Annotated in this window: 10 protein-coding genes, 1 tRNA gene and 3 pseudogenes; 9 read left to right on the forward strand and 5 right to left on the reverse strand. The window is 40.8% G+C overall.

Annotation, left to right across the window (positions count from 1 at the left end; translation table 11 throughout):
* Positions 1-30: 30 nt before the first annotated feature.
* Together AC6IZ0_RS14995 and AC6IZ0_RS15000 are read left to right on the forward strand one after the other, a co-directional pair.
* A tRNA-His gene (locus AC6IZ0_RS14995) sits at positions 31-103 on the forward strand.
* A 232-nt stretch (positions 104-335) separates the two neighbouring features.
* Positions 336-2,756, forward strand: coding sequence for a sucrose synthase (locus AC6IZ0_RS15000; RefSeq protein ID WP_497723659.1), 2,421 nt, complete (start codon positions 336-338; stop codon positions 2,754-2,756).
* Between the two features lie 4 nt (positions 2,757-2,760).
* On the opposite strand, the pseudogene AC6IZ0_RS15005 reads toward AC6IZ0_RS15000, so the two are convergent.
* Together AC6IZ0_RS15005 and AC6IZ0_RS15010 are read right to left on the reverse strand one after the other, a co-directional pair.
* Positions 2,761-2,955: pseudogene (locus AC6IZ0_RS15005) on the reverse strand (peptidoglycan-binding domain-containing protein); the annotation flags it as partial.
* A gap of 148 nt (positions 2,956-3,103) precedes the next feature.
* A pseudogene (locus AC6IZ0_RS15010) lies at positions 3,104-3,644 on the reverse strand (peptidoglycan-binding domain-containing protein).
* Between the two features lie 1,154 nt (positions 3,645-4,798).
* On the opposite strand from AC6IZ0_RS15010, the pseudogene AC6IZ0_RS15015 reads away from it, so the two are divergent.
* Positions 4,799-7,418 (forward strand): annotated as a pseudogene (locus AC6IZ0_RS15015) (DUF3536 domain-containing protein).
* A gap of 87 nt (positions 7,419-7,505) precedes the next feature.
* Here AC6IZ0_RS15015 and AC6IZ0_RS15020 read toward each other — a convergent pair.
* Complete coding sequence (locus AC6IZ0_RS15020; protein WP_497723660.1) at positions 7,506-8,867, reverse strand: NAD(P)/FAD-dependent oxidoreductase; 1,362 nt, start codon at positions 8,865-8,867, stop codon at positions 7,506-7,508.
* A gap of 210 nt (positions 8,868-9,077) precedes the next feature.
* Here AC6IZ0_RS15020 and AC6IZ0_RS15025 point away from each other — a divergent pair, with 210 nt between their 5' ends.
* The 6 genes from AC6IZ0_RS15025 (at position 9,078) to AC6IZ0_RS15050 (ending at position 14,277) form a co-directional block, all read left to right on the forward strand.
* On the forward strand, positions 9,078-9,302 hold the full coding sequence (locus AC6IZ0_RS15025) for a hypothetical protein (RefSeq protein WP_497723661.1): 225 nt from the start codon (positions 9,078-9,080) through the stop codon (positions 9,300-9,302).
* A gap of 59 nt (positions 9,303-9,361) precedes the next feature.
* Entirely contained in the window at positions 9,362-9,700 is a 339-nt protein-coding gene (locus AC6IZ0_RS15030) for a hypothetical protein (RefSeq protein WP_497723663.1), read from the forward strand.
* A gap of 16 nt (positions 9,701-9,716) precedes the next feature.
* Positions 9,717-11,816, forward strand: coding sequence for a hypothetical protein (locus tag AC6IZ0_RS15035; RefSeq protein WP_497723664.1), 2,100 nt, complete (start codon positions 9,717-9,719; stop codon positions 11,814-11,816).
* Complete coding sequence (locus AC6IZ0_RS15040) at positions 11,813-12,445, forward strand: OmpA/MotB family protein (RefSeq protein ID WP_497723666.1); 633 nt, start codon at positions 11,813-11,815, stop codon at positions 12,443-12,445. Before AC6IZ0_RS15035 ends, AC6IZ0_RS15040 begins: the two co-directional genes overlap by 4 nt.
* Positions 12,446-12,464: 19 nt before the next feature.
* Positions 12,465-13,994 (forward strand): EH signature domain-containing protein, encoded by a 1,530-nt coding sequence (locus tag AC6IZ0_RS15045; protein ID WP_497723667.1) that lies wholly within the window; start codon positions 12,465-12,467, stop codon positions 13,992-13,994.
* A 130-nt stretch (positions 13,995-14,124) separates the two neighbouring features.
* On the forward strand, positions 14,125-14,277 hold the full coding sequence (locus tag AC6IZ0_RS15050) for a hypothetical protein (RefSeq protein ID WP_497726120.1): 153 nt from the start codon (positions 14,125-14,127) through the stop codon (positions 14,275-14,277).
* Here AC6IZ0_RS15050 and AC6IZ0_RS15055 read toward each other — a convergent pair.
* Both AC6IZ0_RS15055 and AC6IZ0_RS15060 read right to left on the reverse strand, forming a co-directional pair.
* Entirely contained in the window at positions 14,210-14,458 is a 249-nt protein-coding gene (locus AC6IZ0_RS15055; protein WP_271732460.1) for an HNH endonuclease, read from the reverse strand. The two genes, AC6IZ0_RS15050 and AC6IZ0_RS15055, sit on opposite strands and share 68 nt — an antisense overlap.
* Positions 14,458-16,878: a dynamin family protein gene (locus AC6IZ0_RS15060; protein ID WP_497723668.1), complete on the reverse strand. Its 2,421-nt coding sequence runs from the start codon at positions 16,876-16,878 to the stop codon at positions 14,458-14,460. Before AC6IZ0_RS15060 ends, AC6IZ0_RS15055 begins: the two co-directional genes overlap by 1 nt.
* Positions 16,879-16,908: the final 30 nt, after the last annotated feature.

The raw sequence follows: 16,908 nt of genomic DNA on the forward strand, positions 1-16,908 counted from the left end.
TCGTGCTATAATCACTAATATACAATAATGGCGAGCGTAGCCAAGTGGTTAAGGCAGTGGTTTGTGGTACCACCATTCGTGGGTTCGAGTCCCATCGTTCGCCCTCATTTAGCAAAAGTTTGCTCAACAGCTAAAGTGGGGAATAGTTACCTATGTGAGTCAGCTAATATCCCCCAAAATTATGTAACTTAAGTTAAGGTAAAAAAAACTGAGCAGCATATATTCTGAGTCAAAAAAAACACAAAGAAATTGGCCAGATTATAACAGGAAAAACACAGAACGCCCATCTGTGTTTATTTTTTTTGTAAAATGCAAATTCGATCTGAGGGGTTATCATGTCTGAATTGATCCAAGCAATCTTAGATAGTGAAGAAAAAAGCGATTTGCGTGGCTTTTTGAGTCAGTTACGCCAGGAAGAACAAAAATACTTGCTACGTAACGATATCCTCAATGTATTTAAGAATTATTGTTCTCAGTCGGAGAAATCCGAAACAACCGCGTCTGCTTCCCGCTTAGGGAAACTCATCTACTATACTCAGGAAATAATTCAAGAAGATTCCAGCCTGTGTTTGATTATTCGTCCTAAAATTGCTCGTCAAGAAGTTTATCGGCTCACAGAAGATTTGAATGTTGAGCCCATGTCAGTACAGGAACTGCTGGACCTGCGCGATCGCTTTGTGAATAAATATCACCCCCTAGAGGGTGACCTACTAGAATTAGATTTTGGCCCGTTTTACGATTACACCCCAGTCATCCGCGACCCGAAAAATATTGGTAAGGGGGTACAATTCCTCAACCGCTACCTATCCAGCAAATTATTTCAAGACTCAAAACAATTGCTGGACAGCTTATTGAATTTCTTGCGCCTCCACCAGTATAACGGTGTGCAGCTGTTAATTAATGAGCGGATTAAGACTCAGCAGCAACTTTCTGACCAAGTAAAAAAAGCCATCACCCTCGTCAGCGAGCGACCCCAAGATCAACCCTATGAAGAATTCCGCTTTGAATTACAGATAATGGGTTTTGAAGCGGGGTGGGGTAATACAGCCGGGCGAGTCCGTGATACCCTGGATATTTTAGATGAATTAATTGATTCTCCTGACCCTCAGACCATCGAAGCTTTCATCTCTCGCATCCCGATGATTTTTAGAATCGTCCTCGTATCGGCTCATGGTTGGTTCGGTCAAGAAGGTGTTTTAGGTCGTCCAGACACTGGGGGACAGGTAGTTTATGTGCTTGACCAAGCTAAGAATCTGGAAAAACAACTACAAGAGGATCTGGATATAGCAGGTTTAGGAGGGTTAAACGTCGAGCCAAAGGTGATTATTCTCACCCGCCTAATACCTAATAGCGATGGTACACTGTGCAATCAAAGGCTAGAAAAAGTTCACGGTACAGAGAACGCCTGGATTTTGCGCGTACCCCTGCGGGATTTTAATCCCAATATGACCCAAAACTGGATTTCTCGATTTGAATTCTGGCCTTATCTGGAAACTTTTGCTATTGACTCAGAAAAAGAACTGTTGGCAGAATTTCAAGGTAGACCTGACTTAATTGTGGGTAACTACTCTGATGGTAATTTGGTGGCGTTTCTGCTAGCACGGCGCATGAATGTGACTCAGTGCAACATCGCCCACGCTTTGGAAAAGTCTAAATACTTATTTAGTAACCTCTACTGGGAAGAATTGGAGGATAAATACCATTTCTCCCTACAATTTACCGCTGATTTGATTGCCATGAACGCCGCCAATTTCGTGATCAGCAGTACTTACCAAGAAATTGTTGGTACACCTGATAGTGTAGGACAGTATGAGTCTTACAAATGCTTCACCATGCCGGAGTTATACCACGTAGTCAACGGCATTGAATTATTTAGTCCTAAGTTTAATGTTGTACCTCCAGGGGTGAATGAGAGTTACTATTTCCCTTACTCCCGCACTCAAGACCGAGTGGAAAGCGATCGCCAGCGAATTGCTCAAATGCTGTTTACCCTGGAAGACCCGCACCAAATTTTTGGTAAACTAGATAATCCCCAAAAGCGCCCCCTGTTTTCTATGGCCCGTCTTGACCGGATTAAAAACCTCACAGGTTTAGCAGAATGTTATGGTCAGTCTCCAGAATTACAGGAGCATTGTAACTTAATCTTAGTGGCGGGTAAGTTGCGTGTGGAAGAGTCAGACGACAACGAAGAACAAGAGGAGATTATTAAACTCTATCAGATCATTGAACAGTATAATCTCTATGGTAAAGTGCGTTGGCTGGGTGTACGCCTATCTAAATCTGATTCCGGTGAGATTTACCGTGTGATCGGCGATCGCCAAGGGATATTTATTCAACCTGCTTTATTTGAAGCCTTTGGTTTAACCATCTTAGAAGCCATGGTTTCAGGACTACCAACTTTTGCGACCCAATTTGGTGAAGCCCTAGAAATTATTCAAGATCAAGTCAATGGCTTTTACATTAACCCCACAAATTTAGAAGAGACAGCGGCCAAAATCCTCACCTTTGTCACCAAGTGCAATCAAACCTCCCAATATTGGGATGCTATTTCCCGGGAAGCAATTAACCGGGTATTAAGTACATATACCTGGAAAATTCATACCACCAAGTTGTTATCCCTAGCCAGGATTTATGGCTTTTGGAACTTTACCTCCAAGGAAAACCGCGAGGACTTGTTGCGTTATCTTGAAGCTTTATTCTATTTAATTTACAAACCCAAAGCACAAGAGTTATTAGCGCTGCATCAGCATCGGTAGAAGTTCATTTAGTCAACTGTTCCCAAGTAATTGACCCGACTATTCCATCTACTTTGAGTTGGCGCTGGCTCTGAAAAGCCTTGACAGCTACCTCAGTCAGCGCCCCAAAATTTCCATCCACTCGGGTCATATAGCCTTGAGAAACTAACAACCGCTGTAAAACTCTCACCACAATACCTGAATTACCAAAACGTAGAGTTAGCATAAATTACTCAGCATATTTTAAGTTATAATTAGTTCGGTTGCCGGTCATCGGACTTGCGACCACTGATAACTAACAATCTTGTCCGCAGGCATTTGAGTATCTGAGATATATCTAGTTAATCATATTTGTAGCTGATCAATAACTACATTGTCAACTGTTGCCAAGTTAGTGGCCCCACTACTCCATCTACCCCTACTTTCCGCTGGTTCTGAAAGGCTTTGACAGCTGTTTCAGTCAATCGGACCAAAAGACCCATCAACTCTAATGGCGTAGCCTTTAGAAATTAACAAACGCTGTAAAACTCTCACAGCAGTACCTGAAGTACCAAAACGCAAAGTCGGTAGAGATTGACCTGTGAAACCCGATGAGACCGCAGCTACTTTGATCCTATTGTCCGCAGTGATTGTCCTAGGTTGGTGATTCCTTTGGCTAATTGTGATTGACGCGAGCAGTTTTTCTTGAGGTAAGTGGGACGCCGATGAGGAGGTTTGAGAAATTGCATCTATTGGGATAAATTCCGGTGGTGTGATTTGAGAGGGAGTGTTAATTAATTTACTTACGTTATGGCTTAAATGCTCCGAGCTACTTTCCATCTGCAATGGTTGCTGCTTCGGTAATCTATTCTCTGAATATACTTGTCTGGCGGTTAGTATACCCGTCATCAGCAGGCCAATTTCGCTCATCGTTGTTCATTTTAGTAATAATCTAATTTCTCACTTGACAAACAAACCTGTTGTTAGTCCGGAATTCTTAATACGGAAAAATTCCCAAAAGGTGTGTAATATTCTTTTTATAACTATTAATTATAAATAATCTCATATTCCAGTTATTATGCAAGATCAATTTTGATTGATGATTGGTTAACCTAGATAAATTTACGTAAGCAGTTTTCATTTTATGAGTATAGCATTATCTAATATTCTAGTTAAGGAAGTTTTTCTGTTAATTTTTGGTGAATTAATGCTCTGGTGTACAAAATCGGGTGACAAGGGTAGCAGAACATCTCTTGAGCAACTCCTAAAAATTAAGGGTTACCAGCCTGACTCTGCACAGGGATCATCAATCTTGCACAAGCTCAGTCGGTTTTTTGGTTGCCAAAAGTAGCAAGCAAAGGCTCTGGGGACTTTTAGGAACCCGGATGTGATCACGGGGTGTGAATTGAGGATACATTTGGGAAAATCAGATTCTTCTGGACAAACCCGTTATCTTTAAACTTACATGATTTATATGTATATGATCTGAGGATTTATTCTGTTGTTGTCACAGACTGATCAGATTTTCACTGATTGAGGGCGGTAAATAAATATATTCATCCAATAATTTCATTAGCAGTGATCCCCGTGAATTAATCAGATCATAATCATGCACAAATTGTTTGGGCGATGATTCGCCAGGGAAATTTGTATAAATCAAATATGCATCTTCCAGAATACGCATATATATAATCAACTAAAATAAGTTAATATAATCTTATCTACAGTATTTTGGCTTGTGCTGTCTCTAGATGAAAAAGAGATATGTAAAATAAAGTTGCGAGTTATGGAGAGTTTGTAAATTTTCGTAGGAAAAATATAAATTAAACCTCGTATTTTCCGGAAAATATAAGGTTTAATGGGTAAGTAGACAGTGCAGTATTTGACTGACATTGCTGAGAGAAAACCCTCATATCTGTGGGTTAACGCAGATTTGTCAGTGGAGTCAAGCAGTTTTTAGGAGCACTGGCAGAATCATATACTCATAGTTTTGTTATATACCGGATTATGGATAGAAACCCTGTAGAAGGGTTTAAATACCAGTGTTCGGCGCAAATGTAAGTTTTTTATTGGGATAAATATACATGACTTCTGCTGCTGAAAGGCCAGTTAGCCCTGGCTCAACCGTGAGATCACATCTGACTGTCCATGAGCACAACCAGATAGACCCGCTGAAACAGGCTACTGGTGTTTATGTGACGGTGCATGGTCATTTTTATCAGCCCCCACGGGAAAACCCTTATTTAGAGGCAATTGAACGTCAACCTAGTGCGGCACCTTTCCATGATTGGAATGAACGCATTCACTGGGAATGCTATCGCCCTAATGCTTTTGCCAGGGTCTTTAATGACCGGGGGGAAATAGTCGAGATTGTGAATAATTACGAATATTTCAGCTTTAATATTGGACCTACCCTGATGTCGTGGCTAGAACGCTACGATTTTGAGGTTTATCAGCGAATTTTGGAGGCAGACACCAAGAGCTGTCAGCGCTTGCACGGCCATGGTAATGCGATCGCCCAGGTATACAATCATATAATTATGCCTCTGGCCAATGAACGGGATAAATACACCCAAATCCGCTGGGGTAAAGCAGATTTTCGCTCACGCTTTGGCCGGGATCCCGAAGGTATGTGGTTAGCGGAAACAGCTGTAGACTATGCCACCTTAGAGGCTTTGGTGGCTGAAAATATCAAGTTTATTATCCTCGCACCATCCCAGGCCCAACGTTGTCGCCCCCTACCCACAGAGGATGAGCCTGAGGCGGAATGGCAAGAAGTAGGGGGTAGTCAAATTGATCCCACCCGTCCCTATCGCTGTTATTTACAGGGAAGTGGCGACACTGATCAGCAATCGCGCCCTTACATTGATATCTTTTTCTACGATGGCCCCATTTCCCGGGATATGGGCTTTAGTGATGTGGTTTATAGTTCTAGTCATTTTGCCGGACGTATCGGCTCCGCAATACGTGGGGATCACCGGCCAGCACAATTAATTTCTGTGGCCACAGATGGGGAAACCTTCGGACACCATAAGAAAGGCACTGAAAAAACTTTAGCCTACGCCTTTATTGGAGAATTTCCTAAGCGCAATTGGACTGTCACCAACTTTGCTCACTATCTCAGCCTCAATACTCCCACTTGGGAGGTGGAAATTAAACCCGCCACAGCCTGGAGTTGCGCCCACGGGGTGGATAGATGGCAAGATGACTGTGGTTGTGGTGGTGAAGGTGGTGTATGGCATCAAAAATGGCGGCGACCCTTGCGGGATGCTTTGAATTGGCTGCGGGATCAGTTAATTGATGTCTATGAGAAACATGGCCTGCGCCTATTCCATGATCCCTGGTTAGCACGGGATGAATATATTCACGTGATCCGCGATCGCTGTGTGGCTAATGTGAACAGTTTCCTGTCTCGCCATCAAACCCACAAACTCACCCCAGCAGAACAAGTTGATGCTTTGCGCTTGTTAGAAATGCAGCGTCACGCTTTGCTGATGTTCACTAGTTGCGGCTGGTTCTTTGAAGAAATTTCTCGCCCGGAAGGTACGCAAATTCTCCGTTATGCTTCCCGTGCTTTGGAATTGGCTGGGGATGTGGCTGGTGTACAGTTGGAGAAAGCTTTCATCAAACGCCTATCTTTAGCCCCCAGTAATGTGGATATTTTCAAAGATGGTGCGGCGATCTATCGGACAAATGGTGCAAACTGCCCAAGTGAGTGTCAAGCAAGTAGCTGCTCACTATGCTATTAGTTCTCTGTTTGCTAATCAAAAATCTACACAAAAGCGCATTTATTGCTACAGTCTTGATGAGATTGATTACCAGTTGCAACGTATGGGTTCCTTGACCTTGGCGGTAGGAAATTTAAAACTGGTGTCGGAAGTTACCGGTGAGAGTGAAAGTTTAGTCTTTGCTGTGCTGCATTTGGGCGGCTGGGATTTCCACTGTTGTACCCAATTATTTACCGGTAGACGTGAGTACAGTCAGTTGAAAGAAAAGCTGTTTACCTCTCTAAAACAGGGGAGTGCTGCTCACAGTATCTTGGTGATGACCAGGCTATTTAGAGAAGAAACATTTAGCCTACAAAATCTCTTTGCTGAAGAACGTCACCGGATTATGCGCCTTCTGAGTCAGGAAACACTAACACGTTTAGACCAACTGTATACTCAGGTATATCGGGATAATTACGGATTATTGATGGCCTTCCACCGGGATGAGTTAGAAGTACCCCAAGAGTTGCAGGTAGCTGCGGAGATTGCTTTGGGATCACGCTGTATGCTCATACTGCGATCGCTCGAGCAAGAGATCACAGACCCCATCTTGAGTTTAAATCACATTGTAGAATTAGAAGCGATCGCGACTGAAGCTAAACATTTACATTGTCGGTTAAATATTCCCGAAGGTACGCAAATATTAGAACAACTAATCATGCGCTTATTGTGGCAATTATTACATGACCTCAATGGCAGTTTTGCTACCCAAATCCAATGTTTAGAACGGTTGATTGATGTTAGCTATCAGCTAAATATCGGCATTTCTTTGCACAAGTCCCAGGAACTATATTTTAGCTGTCTGTCCACTCAAATTAGACCTTTATGTCTGACGACTTTGAAGAATACAGAAGAAAATTATCAATCTCGTCAATTGCTGAAGTTAGGACAAAAATTAGCTGTTGATGTTAGCCATGTTCTGGGTCAGTTGGAGTAGTCACAAAGCCCTAATCTGACCTAGGGAGGAAAGGCGACACGGGATGCTTTAGCGTCCCGTCAATATTTAGGAACTTAAGGGAAAATACTAGACGTTGAGGGGATGCTGCTTTTCTTTACCCGGGTAATCATTGTCATTGTTCATGGGTTTTACTTCCAAAAAAGCTTCTCTACCTGTAATCAATCTGGAACGACGATTCCGAGTGATATAGTTCCAAGCCCACTGAATTACCACTACTAATTTAGTGTCAAACTCGATTAAGAAGTAGATGTGAATTATTAGCCAAAATACCCAAGCAATGAAACCTGTAAGTTTGATTAGGCCTAAATCTACAACCGCTAAATTTTGCCCAATCATCGCCAAACTACCCACGTCGTTGTAATGAAATTGTGGCAAAGTGTAACCTTGAAGTCTTCCTTGAATCAGTCCAGCTACATACTCCCCTTGTTGAGTAGCTACGGGTGCAACACCAGGTAAGGGTTTACCGGTTTGATGGGAGAAGTTGGCTAAGTCTCCCACAACAAAAATGTTTTTATAACCCTTAACGCTCAAGTCCGGTTCCACAATCACACGTCCAGAAGGATCGCATTCTACACCTGTACGCTCTGCTAGCACTTTCCCCATTGATGACCCTTGTACACCAGCAGCCCATAAGACGGTTTTTGAGGGGATTTCCTCAACTTGATCGCCACTCTTAAAAGTCACGATATCATTTTCAATGTTGGTCACCCTGGTGTTAGTTCTGATCATCACACCCAATTTTCCCAAAGCTGATGTAGCTGCTTTCGATAACTTGGGCGAAATGTATGGGAGGATGCGATCGCCCCCTTGCAATAGTAAAATTTTGGCCTCGGAAGTATTGATATTGCGGAAATCTTCTTGCAGTGTTTTATATGCTAATTCTGCGATCGCACCTGCTAATTCTACACCGGTCGGACCACCACCCACAATCACAAAGGTCAACAAAGCCTTGCGTTTTTCTGGGTCAGTTTCTCTTTCTGCTGCTTCAAATGCTGTAAATATCCGGCGACGTATTTCTATAGCATCTTCCACAGTTTTTAAACCAGGCGCAAATGCTTTCCACTCATCCTTACCAAAATAGGAATGGTTAGCACCTGTGGCTACTACTAATGTATCGTAAGGGACTACCTGATCATCTAAAATAACCTCTTGTTTTTTGGGGTCAATATCACTCACCTTTCCTAACAGCACTCTTGTATTCTTGCTTCTTCTGAATACGGCGCGCAATGGTGAGGAAATATCAGCAGGTGAGAGGGTACCTGTGGCGACTTGATATAACAGTGGCTGAAATAGGTGAAAGTTGCGTTGGTCAATGAGGGTAATACTTACATTCGCTTTCGCCAAAGTCTTGGCTGTATATAGTCCACCAAAACCACCACCAATAATGACAACTTTATGTGGTGCATTCTTCCCAACTGAGACTACCATAGGAAATATTGCCTTCTGTTAAGAGCGTTAACTATTCTTAACAACTTTGTAACAAATTTATAATATATTTTGCCGTTTATTTAGAACAGTTGAAAAAATAATAACTGTAGTCAAATTTACGATTTATTTGATTTACAGCATTTCCCATGCTCGTAAGGTAGAAAGTTTTTTAGTTTTAGGGAATAGGGAACAGGGAACAGGGAACAGGGATTGGAAAGGATTGGGAAGGATTGGGAAGGATTGGGAAGGATTGGGAAGGATTGGGAAGGATTGGGGAACACACAAAAAATAATAAAATCCAGTCCCCTCCCCTTACAAGGACAAGACAAGGTGGACAAGGTGGACAAGGTGACAAGGGAGAAAAACAGTACAAAGTCTGTGGGCGATCGCACCCCCCGACTAACTGGAAGAGGTAGCTTCCATGTACCTGTATAATAATCTCATGATTCATTGCACATCCCAGATCGCCTGTTTTCCAGTTACCAGGGAATTTCATGATCCAGTTGACACCATCCGTAATAGAATTAGTTGAAGAAATTGTAGCTGTTAATCAAGCCTGGAAACTAACTGCTGACATGGGTGAGCATACCTCAGCCATAGCAGACTCACTCGCGGATTTAAAGAACCGGTTACAAGTGCGACTCTTACGTACTTATGCACCCGAACAGGTTTATTTAGAAGTTGATACTTCTCCAGAAACACCAACCACGGAAGAACTTTATGGGTTAATTCTACGCCAACCAATAGGTGATTATTGGAATGCTGCACATCTTCCCGTGCGTGTAGCTCAACAATTGCTGTCTTCTGAAGAAATAGCCAAATTTACAATTTAGTGGGGAGTATAGTCACATGATTCAAGGCTTAATCAATATTTTTTGGCAGAATACTCCTTTTCATTGGAGTATTGTAATTGTTCTCCTGGGGGGAGTAATAGGCGAAGGTATATCTATTTTTCTGTATTGGCTTTACAGAGAAAGAGATTTGAAAGATAATAACAAAAATATCAAGTATCTGGAGAGCAAACAGGGAGAAATAGCCGAAGGTAGATATATTCTTCTGGATAGGGGTTCTATAAAAGGAGATTTGAAAGATAACAAGGAAAATATTAAGTCCTCGGAGAGCAACCAACGTCAAGATGTTATCCCAGATAGTAAATCATCCTGGTTCCGGAAACATCTAGATGTAACAGATACTGATGATAACTGTCTCCAAGCCAAAGTTGAGGCGGGAAAATTTGTATTATTACAATACCCAAGAATTTTAAATCCCTCTATTCCTAGCAGCTATTTGCGTTTTATACCTACCATTCTCATCGCCATTGGTGTTTTAGGAACCTTTTATGGGATTCAGGAAGGATTATCACAGATAGACCTGGGTAATATTAATCAAAATACCTCCAACTTACTAGGAGCTAGCGTCAAGCTTCTAGAAGGTATGAAAACTGCTTTTTCTACGTCATTGATGGGGTTAGGCTCTAGCAGTCTATTTACTATTGTCTTAGCAGTTGGAGAAGCAATTAAACGCGCACCTAGTCAGAAATTACGCGCAAGACTAGATAGGATTGCTTTTGTAGAAAGTCCCACAAGGCTTTTATCTCGTTTTAACCTTGATGGAACTGAAAGAGCAGCAACCAGTTTAAGTAATGCTGCTGAGAGTATGAGGACCGGATTTGAAAAATTAATCGAGGTACAAAGTAAATTAAGTCCTGATGCTATTGGTCAAAAAGTTGGTGAAAAAGTGGGAGCAGTCATGTCTCCCATTTTCGAGGAGCTCAAAAGAGAAATTAAACAGAATCAAGGTCAGGAAATATTAACAAAGTTAATTACAGAACAAAGAGAACAATTAATCAAACCCCTCATAGCTGAACTTACCAAGAGCGCACAACTGACTCAAGAAGCTTCTCAAGCAGTTAGTCAACTCAGAGAAGAACTGGGGGGAATTTCCCAAAGTCTCAGCACATCTGTAATGACTATCCAAAAATTCCAAGAAGATACTTTAGTGCAACTGCAAGAATTTGCACTTAGTTTGCAGTCTATCTTAACTGAATTTCGTTCTGATACTCAAGGAGTAATGGAAAGGGTATCTACAGAAATTCAGTCAGCTGTGACTGCAAGTGTTGAAGCGATAAATTCTCAGAGAATTGCTTTTGAAGTCAGTTCTAATCAAGCAGCTAATACTTTTAGAAGTATTCGAGAAGATTTAGAAACCGCACTACATACCCAAGCAGAAATAGAGCGCCAAATGCTCCAGGAGTTTCAAGAGCGAACCCTGGCGATTATCACCACACAAACTGAAAGTATTACCACCGTTGGTCATGAAGCATCTCAATTAATGAATGGAGCCAGAGAGAACTTAATATCTACTCTCTCTAACATTGATACTATGCTGCAAAATACCCGGATCACTGTACAGGAAGAACTACAGCAATTCCGCCTGAGTTATCAAACAGCTTTACAAGAGTTCTTCAATAGCCAAAATCAGTTACTAGAAGAAACCCTGGGCGAACAGCGTCAAGGACTAGCTCAGGTTGTCAATGATTTACAGACTGCTTTTAACGAAGAATATCACAGACGCTCAACTTTAACCGCACAAGTGGACGAAAGTATGAGCAGAATTGGACAAACTGTAGAGAGGGTCAGTAATTTTGCTAATGTCACCGGTTTAACCTCAGGAGAAAGACTAGCACAAATCCAAGAAATTACCAGGGGATTGGGTCGAGAAGCTCATAGGATTGAACAAACCTATGCAGCTATGATTCAACAGTTAAATCAGGCTTTGGAAATAAGTAATCAACATTTAGTTGATTACCTAAATAAAGCATATGCATCTGAAAACCGGTTTTTCACCCAAGCGGATGAAGCCACCACCAAAATTTCTAATCAATTACTACAAGCTGCTAATTATCTAGTAGCTGCAGAAGCTAATCGTCGTCATCAATCTGAATCATGAATAATTTTAGCGATTGGGAACCAACACCACAAATAGAAGAGGATAACTCTAGCGTTTTACTCGCCATTGGCGATATGATGTCTGGACTGTTAATGATATTTGCGCTGTTGTTTATTACCGTTTCTTTACAGTTGAGTGAAAGATCAGAACCCAGACGTAATGTCATTGAACAATTGATTAATACTTTAGAAGAAAATAACGTGAAGGTAGAAGTTAATAAAGACACCGGAGATATTACCTTGAAAGAAAATATCCTATTTCCAGAAAATAGCGCTCAATTAAGTGCTGCTGGGAAAAGCACTCTACGATCATTTATCCCGGTTTATAGCAGGGTAATTTCTAAATATCAGCAAGAAATTACCCGGGTGGTGATTGAAGGACATACTAGTTCTAGTGGAACTTATAACGGTAATTTACAGTTAAGTTTGTTGAGGTCTTTTGCTGTTGCTGAATATATCTCCTCAGAGATGAAATTTGAAACTAAATCACAACTGGAGGAAAAAATCCTTGCTTCTGGAAGGGGAGAAATTGAAGCTAATCCAAATATTGATGACCCCAATGATAGAAAGGTAATTTTCCGGTTGCAGTTTAAGGGAGATAATTTGTCTGAGATTTTTACATCAAAATGATTTTGACAACCTAGAAAATATGATGTTAAATTTTCGCACTCTATCCTTAAGCGATCGCCAGTCACCGGAACCAACCAATTTACTCCAGTTAGTCAACAATTTCCGCAACAGTGGACAATTCCGCCAGCTTCAGAATCTCCCTAATGTAGAAACAGATACTTGGCGTTCTTTAGATCAAATTATCGAAACCATCCAATCCGGCAATATTGACGACATTAAACACATAGAATGGGTCTATTGTCTCCATAATAAGGCTGAATGGGATAAGCAAAACCCAGAAATCAGCTATACAACTTCAGCATTAATCTGGAGAGCAGCAGTTAATAACTTATGGCTCAGAGAAACTTTATTATGGCTGTTAGTGTTGAATCATAGCGAGTCACAGCCAATTATCAGTGAATCCTTAGTTACAAGTTTTTCTGTGTTTATCAGGGAATCAGGAGACAGTGACGCACAAATACTACAAATCATACAAGCCATCACCCAGGATGACTATCACAGATTAGCTTTAATTGCTAGGGACGAGAATTGTACACCCCAAGAATTACTCAATAAATATAATCTTCCATCAACTAGTAATGCGGTGAGTCAGGCTTTAAACTATGTAGTGAGAATATTTTCAGACAGGAACGACCGACCAGAATGGTTACTGCGTTGTTTTGCGCAAATGTCCCACTCACAGCAATGTCAGGAAGTCAATCGTTTATTGACAACGATCGCCGCTGAAATAGGAAGCGGTTTTTTATCAATCGTAGAATGGTTACGTCAAAATTATGGACCGCGCACTGTTAATTCTCGCTGGAGTCAATTATCATCACAAGCTCAACTAGCATTACGTAAATGGATTGGTGCTGCTACTTGGGGAGATTTTGACAGAATGATTACAGTGTTAATCAATAAGTTGAGTTCACAGTTACAAACATTATCACAGAATAACAATAGATATCAGGAACTAAATTATCAAAGAAACCAACTACAAAGACGTAAAGGGTTTTGGTCAAATTATAGCGATCGCTTTGAACGTTTGCGTATTTTAGTACCCGTATCAACTAGTTGGATTAGTCAAGAATTAACACGAGATATTGATCTTCTGGTCAATGATGGTAGTAATGAGACAGAAATTTGTATCTTTGACTTTGGGGATTGGTTTATTGTAGAATTCTTCCGGGGTAATGGCAGTGAAATTTTAATGTTTAACCGCAATTACTCTGCTAATGTGGAAAAAACATTATTTCAATCGCCAAATTTATCTATTTCAGATATTCGCCGTTTATATCGTTTTGGCGGTGAAATTCATGATCATGTTTTCCTCTGGCAATATTATGCGGAAAAGTGGCTGAGAACGCAACATAATATTTACCCGAATGACGGGATAACTCGTTTTCAAGGACTTGGTTCACAATATAATCAATTTAGTCACACCACAGGTTTACCCACTCCTGCAGTAGATAAACAGGGAATCCGTGAACAGAAGTTAGCACGCTGGCGACGGGATATTCAAAGAATATACCAAGCACTTGGTATATCCTTGAATAACTGGGGTAATTAGTAACATCTAAATCTATATTACCATGGTGTGTTGTCCCGCACAACGCACTATTTTTTTTTAACGCAAAGGAGCGCAAAGGTAAACGCAAAGGAGCGCAAAGGTTTGAGATTAATTAGATTCACTGGAAAAAGTGATTAGTCAGCAACTACCATGCGATCGCGCCCCTTGGCGTTTAAAAACTTACCAAAACTTGGCTACAAGAGGGCGATCGCCATTCACAACCCCTGAAAACGTCGCCGAAACCGGGGGTCAAGTTTATCTGTTTTTTGCTGATTACAAGTGAAACACAGGGTCTGTAAGTTGCTGATATCGTTCTGACCACCACGAGCTAGGGGGACAATATGGTCAACTGTCAGCTTAGTTTCTGAACTTGTTTTACCACAGCTTTGACATTGATATTTATCTCTTGCAAATACGTATTTTCTCACTGAGGAGGGAATGGGAATCCGGGGAGTTTTATTCATTAGTTACCCTCAGTTCTGGAATCAGCGACAATCTGCTGAAAATCTTCATTGCTAATTACAGGTAATAAGTGATCGTACAACTGCATAGATTGTAAACAGCTATTAATATGGGATACTGCTGTGTTATAACCCTCAATTTTCTCTTTAACAACATTCAGTAAGCGTTGATTACTAAGAATTTTATCTTCTGCTTCCTGTTGTAAAGTTTGTTCCAAATAAGCACGAGCTTGGGAGTATTGCTGTAATATATTATCTTCTTGCTCTTGTGCCATGGCTAATAATTGCTTCTTGAGGATGGTGTTGATAGTTTGACGCAAAGATTTACAAACTGTCTGGGAAACCTTGGGTTCAAAATCCAACTTTAACAACTGTCTAATTGCTGGTTCAGCTTCTACCATACTTTGGGAATCGTAACTTTGGGAGGTTTGCAGCAAAGTCTGACGAAATTGATATATGGAAAAAGTCCCCTCATCATAAAATCTCGGACTTTCTCGCACAAAGCGATCGCATTCTGCACTAGCTGCATTATCCAAAATCACTGAGACGTTTTTGGCGGTAGCTTTCACCTGTTCCTCAATCCCCCCATCATTACCTAATAAACGATACAATTGACGATAGTATTCTGATTTGCGAATCTTTTCAATTAATTGCCTAAACAAATTATTTACTAATTGTTGACAACATTCGCTCAAAATATCTTCTAACTCGTTTGCTAAATAATAAAACGCTTCTACTAAAATCGCTAGTAAAGGCGCAGTGGAATTGCGGGGATGGCTACGGGTAGAACGTTGATAAGCATCAGCGACGGAAAATGTGTTTAGTAACTCATCTAAACGCCGAATCATCCGCCCTTGTAGTTGGCGAAAATCAGCCTCAAAAGCATTACAGGAATTATTAATTATTAGGTTGACCTCTTCTGTGATGTGCTGACCAAATTCTTTAGATACTTGCTGGAGTTGCTGATTCAGCCGTTGTAACTCCTGCGCCTTCATCCCCTCAATTTCTCGCGGTTGACTATCTAGTTTTATGTATTCAGTTTGATAATGTTTTTTTAGTTTAATACAAACATCTTCTAAATCATCAGCCAAATTTTCAAATAGCTGTGGGCGCTTTTCTTCTACCAAATATTTAGTAATCGCTGTGCGAAATTCTTCAATACCACTATCTTGAATTAGCTGATTAATTAAAGGCGTTCCCTGCTCTGCTAAAATTCTGACATAATTCTCATTGGGAGTTTCATAACTGTTTACCGAAATGCGAAAATGACTGGATGAGAGCTTACCGGAATTAGCACAGTAGCGGTTAAACTCATTAATAAATTGCGGTGTTTCTTCTCTCCCATTGCTACTTTTAACGGTATCTGCAAAAACAGAATCTAACCCAAATCTATCACTGATATTTGTATGTTTAATCTGACTGCCGTAAAATCCCAGTAATCCACTGGTTTTATAAACCCTAGGAGCATCACGAAACTCTTTACTAATTAAGTCATCTAAGCGCTGCCTTAACTGGTTATTATACCAGGTTTCATCAATGCGGTTGAAAGTGTAGAAAATGCGATCGCGTATTCCCCCATTGTCTCGCATTATTTCTAAAAGTTCCGTTTCCTCCTTGGTCATATCACCAGCAGCAGCAGGTTTTAATACACACACCACCGCCGATGTATCCGGATGTTGAATTTTGGCGTAAGTTAATTGTGCATCCTTTTCTACGGGGGCATCGATACCTGGCGTATCAATAATTACATTGCCATCTTCTAACAGGGGATGATTGCAGTAATATTCAATTCGTTTTAAAACAGAGCTATTACTACCACGCCGCGCATATCCCGCTGCTTCCTTAAGATTAGAAAAATTAAATTGCTCCATGGAATATGTAGCATTATTCATCGTTTGAATATGTTGACGATTTGCCTCATACCCATCAAGTAGTAATATTAAAGCCTTCCCTTGTTTTGCTCGTTCCGATTTACTTTCTCCACCTTCTTGCTGAATAATAGCATTACAACCTTGACGCAGTAAATCAATAATTTCAGTTTGGTTAATATTAGCTCCTGTTTGAAATCCCAACTTTTCACATAAAAAACTGGCTTGTTCGCGAATTTCTACTTCACTTAAAAAGGTTAAAACTACTCTTTCCTGATCTAATGGTGCATACTCAATTCTGCATTCTGTACCTGTAGCGTGTCCTTCTGCACTGTATAGTAATTCCCGTTCTAGTAGTGCATTAATCAACATCGATTTACCCGCACTAAATGCACCTGCAAAGACAATTTCAAACTGCGGTGCAACGACTTTTTCCAGAGAAGTTTGTACAGATGTAATATCTTCAGAGCGCAAAGGTGGCTCTTGTTGCAACAGTTGTAATACAGTTTCAACTTGCTCTTTTAAATTTTCACACTGGGTAGGGATGTTGGACATGATTCTTTATCTATAATTATCTAAGTATTC

Source organism: Anabaenopsis sp. NIES-4685, assembly GCF_059725405.1.

What these genes read in the sequence shown, in the direction of transcription:
- AC6IZ0_RS15000 (WP_497723659.1), top strand. Translation starts at nt 336, where the DNA reads ATGTCTGAATTGATCCAAGCAATCTTAGATAGTGAAGAAAAAAGCGAT.
- AC6IZ0_RS15020 (WP_497723660.1), bottom strand. Translation starts at nt 8,867, where the DNA reads ATGGTAGTCTCAGTTGGGAAGAATGCACCACATAAAGTTGTCATTATT.
- AC6IZ0_RS15030 (WP_497723663.1), top strand. Translation starts at nt 9,362, where the DNA reads ATGATCCAGTTGACACCATCCGTAATAGAATTAGTTGAAGAAATTGTA.
- AC6IZ0_RS15035 (WP_497723664.1), top strand. Translation starts at nt 9,717, where the DNA reads ATGATTCAAGGCTTAATCAATATTTTTTGGCAGAATACTCCTTTTCAT.
- AC6IZ0_RS15040 (WP_497723666.1), top strand. Translation starts at nt 11,813, where the DNA reads ATGAATAATTTTAGCGATTGGGAACCAACACCACAAATAGAAGAGGAT.
- AC6IZ0_RS15045 (WP_497723667.1), top strand. Translation starts at nt 12,465, where the DNA reads ATGATGTTAAATTTTCGCACTCTATCCTTAAGCGATCGCCAGTCACCG.
- AC6IZ0_RS15055 (WP_271732460.1), bottom strand. Translation starts at nt 14,458, where the DNA reads ATGAATAAAACTCCCCGGATTCCCATTCCCTCCTCAGTGAGAAAATAC.
- AC6IZ0_RS15060 (WP_497723668.1), bottom strand. Translation starts at nt 16,878, where the DNA reads ATGTCCAACATCCCTACCCAGTGTGAAAATTTAAAAGAGCAAGTTGAA.